Origin of the sequence: Halothiobacillus sp. (genome assembly GCF_027346185.1) — a bacterium.
Classification (GTDB): domain Bacteria; phylum Pseudomonadota; class Gammaproteobacteria; order Halothiobacillales; family Halothiobacillaceae; genus Halothiobacillus.
The window spans coordinates 1-5533 of record NZ_DAIESY010000049.1; the positions used below are offsets into that span (position 1 = coordinate 1).

Consider the following 5533-nt stretch of genomic DNA (forward strand, 5'->3'; position numbering starts at 1 on the left):
TCATCTGCACCGCCAGCATCGAAAACACGGTACCCGGTTTTCTCAAGGGCAAAAATCAAGGCTGGCTTACCGCCGAATACGGCATGCTACCCCGATCAACCTCGACACGCATGGATCGCGAAGCCGCGCGCGGCAAACAAAGCGGCCGCACACAGGAAATTCAACGCCTGATTGGCCGCGCCCTGCGCGCTGCCATCAATCTCGATGCCTTGGGCGAACGCACGCTGCGCATCGACTGTGACGTCATCCAGGCCGATGGCGGCACCCGCACCGCAGCCATCAGCGGCGCTTTCGTCGCTGCCCATGATGCCATTCAGCGCTTGATGGACCATGGCGAACTCACCATCTCTCCAATTCGGCATTTTGTGGCGGCAGTTTCGGTCGGCATCTTCAACGGCGTCCCCGTCCTCGATATGGACTACGCCGAAGACAGCGCCTGCGATGCCGACATGAATGTCGTCATGACAGAAGCAGGAGCGTTTATCGAAGTACAAGGCACGGCAGAAGGCGCTCCCATCCAGCGCGAACAGCTACAGCAATTACTTGCCCTGGCCGAACAGGGCATCCAGCAGATTATCGCCGTACAACATCGCGTACTTGCCGCACCTGGGAGCCCAACATGAAACTGGTTCTTGCCAGCGGCAACAGCGGCAAACTGCGCGAACTGGATGCCCTGCTCGCCCCACTCGGCTTCACCTTATTGCCGCAAAATACGCTGGGCGTACCCGAGGCCGACGAACCCCACCCGACTTTCGTGGAAAATGCGCTGACCAAAGCACGACATGCCGCACAGCAGACCGGTCTGCCCTCTCTGGCCGACGATTCCGGGCTATGTGTCGCCGCCCTGCACGGCGCTCCCGGCGTTCATTCTGCCCGCTATGCGCCGGAAGGCAGCATCGAGCACCGCGACCAACGCAACAACCACCACCTCATCGCCAATCTGCACGGCATTCATGATCGAACAGCCTGGTACTACTGCGTGCTGGTACTGATGCGTCACGCGCACGATCCGCAACCCCTCATTACCGAGGGCGTTTGGCATGGGGAAATCATCGATACCCCGCGCGGTCAGCATGGATTCGGCTACGACGCGCATTTTTTTCTGCCGGCGCAAGGAAAAACCGCCGCCGAGCTCGACCCCATTGAAAAGAACCGTCTGAGCCACCGTGCGATAGCACTGCATCAACTCGCCGCACGCCTGCAGGAACAATCCATATCGTAACATCATTACCGGGGCAAAATCTTGACAAAGTTCTGACAAAATTCCGGCGAAATTCTTGCTTTTAATGTCAGAATGTCGCAGAATTGGCGCTGGTCCTTCACAACTCCGACACCAATGCGACCGGACGACACCTTATTTCAGGTTCAGGACAAACGACCCCTTGTGACAACCCGGGCGCCTGCATGAACAGTGCCATCCTGCACGCCCACTACCTGCCAATTCCGGCAACCCCGCCGCCGCTGTCGCTGTACGTCCATATTCCATGGTGCGTGCGCAAATGCCCGTATTGTGATTTCAATTCGCATCATGCCCCAGCCGACATACCGGAACAGGAGTATGTGAGTGCGCTGCTGCACGATCTGGAACTGGCGCTACCCCTCATCTGGGGACGACGCATCACATCGATATTCATTGGCGGCGGTACGCCAAGCCTGTTTTCAGGCGCGGCCATCGATCGCCTGCTGTGCGGCGTGCGCGCATTGTTGCCGCTGGAACCTGGAGCCGAAATCACGCTGGAAGCCAACCCCGGAACCGCCGAAGCCCAGCGTTTTTTTGACTACCGCGCCGCTGGCGTCAACCGCCTGTCGCTGGGCATACAAAGCTTCAATGACCGCCATCTGACCGCGCTGGGTCGCGTCCACGACAGCCACTCAGCCCGCATGGCCATCGACATGGCGGCCGCCCACTTCGACAACTTCAACCTGGACCTGATGTATGGTCTGCCGGATCAATCCATGGAAGCCTGCCTTGCCGACCTGCACGAAGCACTGAGTTTTCAGCCGTCGCACCTGTCATGCTACCACCTGAGCATAGAACCCAATACTACATTCCATTTGCGGCCACCCGTGCTGCCGGATGACGACACCTGCGCTGACATGCAGCAGAACATTGAACAATATCTGGCCGCCGCTGGCTACGCGCATTATGAAACATCGGCTTTTGCGCGTCAGCGGCGCATGTCGCGTCACAACCTCAACTATTGGCAGTTCGGCGATTATCTGGGTATTGGCGCAGGCGCGCACAGCAAGCTGTCCGGTCAACTTGGCATTTTGCGCCAGCAGCGGCAACCGCATCCGCGCCACTACATGGAGCAATGCGCCCATGACCAACCGGTATTGAACGAACGCCGCCTGACGCGGGAAGAAACCGGATTCGAATTCATGATGAATGCACTACGCCTTGTCGATGGCGTGGACGTCGCCCTGTTCACCGAACGCACGAACCTGCCGTTGAACATACTGGAACACGCCCTACGCCAGGCCGAACAACGTGGCCTGTTAAGCCGTGACACCTCGCGCCTCGCGCCAACCTTGCGCGGACAGCGCTTTCTCAACGATCTACTGGAGCTATTTCTGCCCGACCATGAATATGCCTGATATTTTTGAGCGCACCCGGATTCTACTTGGCGATACGGCTCTTGAACGTCTTGCTACCTGCCATGTGGTCGTGGTTGGTCTGGGTGGTGTCGGTGGTCAATGTACCGATGCCCTTGCCCGCGCAGGGATCGGTCGCCTGACCCTGATCGACAGCGATGTAGTCACCCACAGCAACATCAACCGGCAACTGGTTGCATCGCAATCCACCCTGGGCAAAGCCAAGACCGATGTGATGCACACGCACATCACCGATATCAACCCGGCCTGCCAGGTCGCTCTTCATCAGGTATTTCTCACCCCGGACGACATAGCGCACTTTATGCCTGCCAATGCCGATTTCGTCATCGACTGCATCGACACGGTACCGAGCAAACTGGCGCTGATCGTTCATGCGCATCGGCAAGGCATTCCGGTGGCGGTGAGCATGGGTGCGGGCAACCGAATCGATCCGACACGGGTGCGTCTGGCCGATATCAGCCAGACCACATCCTGCCCGCTAGCGCGCATCGTACGGCAAGGCTTGCGCAACCAGGGCATCCTGAACGGCATACCAACCGTATACTCCGACGAACCGCCGCGCCCTCCACGCCCGCGCCAGGACGATGACGACCGACCCACCAATGGCACCATCAGTTACCTGCCACCCATGTTCGGCCTGATACTGGCCAGCGTCGCCGTTCGCCATTTGCTGGAACACCAGCTCTGATCCCGGCGCGAGCGTGTACCATAAGGAAGCGCTGATCTATTCCCATCTATTCCCACGTGGCCGCGACGGCGGCCTGGCGAGAAGACTACCGGCTCAGTCGCCAGGCAGAACCGGACGACCGAACAGATAACCTTGACCCCAGTCGACTCCCAGTTCGCGCAGGATATCCAGCGTGTCGGCATCTTCCACGAATTGCGCGATTGTCACCAGATCAAGGTCGCCGGAGATATCACAGATACGTTTGATGATGGAACGTATGCGCTTGTCACGCGCCCTGCGCACCAACTCGCCATCGATCTTGATGAACGAGATGGGCAAATCCGCCAGATAACGAAACGAAGAACACCCTCCGCCAAACCCGTTGATGGCCAACCGTATGCCTAACCCGACAAATGGCAATAATTTCATCTTGATTGCCTCGATATCGCCAAATACCTGTTTTTCATTGATTTCCAGCACCAATGGCTTGGTGGAGGCCAACGAGTCGGTATCGCACTGCCCGCACGCCTCCTGCGCTTGCGCAAACAAGGCTGTGGTCAGATCCGGATACAACAGCAACCCCGCTGATACATTGACAAAATGCGTCAGGGGTTCACTCCCGCCATGCAAATTGCTGGTGCAGCGACGAATAGTCTGACTGATGACTTCGTGATCAATCAGATGCGTCAGTTGCATCTCGATGGCGGTCTCGATGAAATCGGCAGCTGCTGTCACCTGTCCCTGTTCGTCCAGCATGCGCGCCAGCGCTTCTTCGGCCACCTGCTTGCCGGTCGACAGCTGCATGATAGGCTGATATGCGGCACGCAAGCGCCCCGATTCCACCGCCTCATGCAGTTTTGCCGCGATAGAATAAATTGCCCGCGCATTTCGTGCGCTCACCACGCAATTGCGCCCGCTCTTTTTGGCCTCATACAAGGCCGCATCAGCAAGACGGATCAGGAATTCCGGTCTGTCCCCGTCCTGCGGGCAACAGGCCACGCCAATGCTGACGGTTGTCTTGATGCGCTGATTGTGAAACGTGACGCCGATGTCCGCCACTGCCTCGCGTATCTGCTCAGCCACCGTCAACGCACCAGTCTGATCGGTGTCCGGCAATACGATCAGAAACTCCTCGCCGCCCCAGCGGCAAAGCCAGTCGCTCGAACGCAAGGTACGCTTGGCTACATCCGTCACATCGCGCAGCAAGGTGTCACCCAGATCATGACCGTAATTGTCATTGATCATCTTGAACCGATCCAGATCGAGCAGCAGAACGCTGTATGGCTTGTTGCTGCGTCGGGCGTAGGCATGCACGGTCAACAACACTTCCTGCATCGCGCGCCGGTTCAGCGCCCCGGTCAGCGGGTCGACGGAGGCCTGTGTCTCCAACGACATCTTCAATCGGGTCTGCTCCAGCGCCATCGTCACCAGTTGGGAAAATACCGTAAAAGGCGCCATGCCAACGCGATCGAAATAATCTTCCACGTCGGCAAAGATCACCACAAGCCCGCGCGGGGAAAGGTATGGGTCACCTACCGGCAAGGTCAGCGCCTCCCGCATACCATACTGCAGGGCACGTTCGCGCCAGGGTGCAAAACTCGCATCGTCACGCACCCCGACCACCATAGGCTGATTCATCGCCAGTGAACGCCGCGTCGGCCCCTGCATGGCGACGGGAGAAAGATCGATCACCAGATCACGGGTATATTCACGCGCCTTGCCTGTCGAATAGGACGGGCAAATAACCTCGTTATCGGGGTTGCCGATATACATCCAGGCGAGGCAAATATGCGTCGATGAAGCCACCAAAGCATCACACATCGACACCAGCACCGCTTCCGGAGTGCTACCCTGTACCACAGCCGTGCTTGCCGCCAGCAGCGCCCGATACAAATGCAAAGGTTCGTGCGACAAATCCATATCATCCTGCCGATCGTTGTCGTCTTGTTCGTTCATCGTCGCGAGCCTCTTCTACCGTTCACGATACCACCGGCCAAGCATATTATCAAGAATGGATGTAACACATGTTGATGTGACACGGAGCCCTTCCCGCAATCCGCCTCACCATCATAAAAAACATCATGTAATCATGTGTCTACAAAGAATAGGGGACAACTCCTGCTGATCATGACGCCATCAGTCCGCGTAACAAGGCTTCAAGAGGCTGGCTTAACTGCTGATGTATTCCCGCGTGATCGCGACGGTGGGCTGGCAGAATGAAATGCGACGTGACGCGTAGTCAAGGGTTAT

The 5533-nt window shown here is 57.8% G+C and carries 5 protein-coding genes; 4 read left to right on the forward strand and 1 reads right to left on the reverse strand.

Annotated elements, in window-relative coordinates; genetic code table 11:
* From rph to M7R55_RS03640, 4 genes are all read left to right on the forward strand, one after another.
* A partial coding sequence (rph, locus tag M7R55_RS03625) for a ribonuclease PH (protein WP_298218595.1) occupies nt 1-623 on the forward strand: 623 nt, incomplete at its 5' end.
* Entirely contained in the window at nt 620-1222 is a 603-nt protein-coding gene (rdgB, locus tag M7R55_RS03630; protein ID WP_298218597.1) for an RdgB/HAM1 family non-canonical purine NTP pyrophosphatase, read from the forward strand. The genes rph and rdgB, both read left to right, overlap by 4 nt.
* Before the next feature lie 182 nt (nt 1223-1404).
* Complete coding sequence (gene hemW / locus M7R55_RS03635; RefSeq protein WP_298218599.1) at nt 1405-2598, forward strand: radical SAM family heme chaperone HemW; 1194 nt, start codon at nt 1405-1407, stop codon at nt 2596-2598.
* Complete coding sequence (locus tag M7R55_RS03640; RefSeq protein WP_298218601.1) at nt 2591-3304, forward strand: tRNA threonylcarbamoyladenosine dehydratase; 714 nt, start codon at nt 2591-2593, stop codon at nt 3302-3304. Before hemW ends, M7R55_RS03640 begins: the two co-directional genes overlap by 8 nt.
* A 93-nt stretch (nt 3305-3397) precedes the next feature.
* Here M7R55_RS03640 and M7R55_RS03645 read toward each other — a convergent pair whose 3' ends face one another.
* On the reverse strand, nt 3398-5239 hold the full coding sequence (locus M7R55_RS03645; protein WP_298218603.1) for a sensor domain-containing diguanylate cyclase: 1842 nt from the start codon (nt 5237-5239) through the stop codon (nt 3398-3400).
* Nucleotides 5240-5533 lie beyond the last annotated feature (294 nt).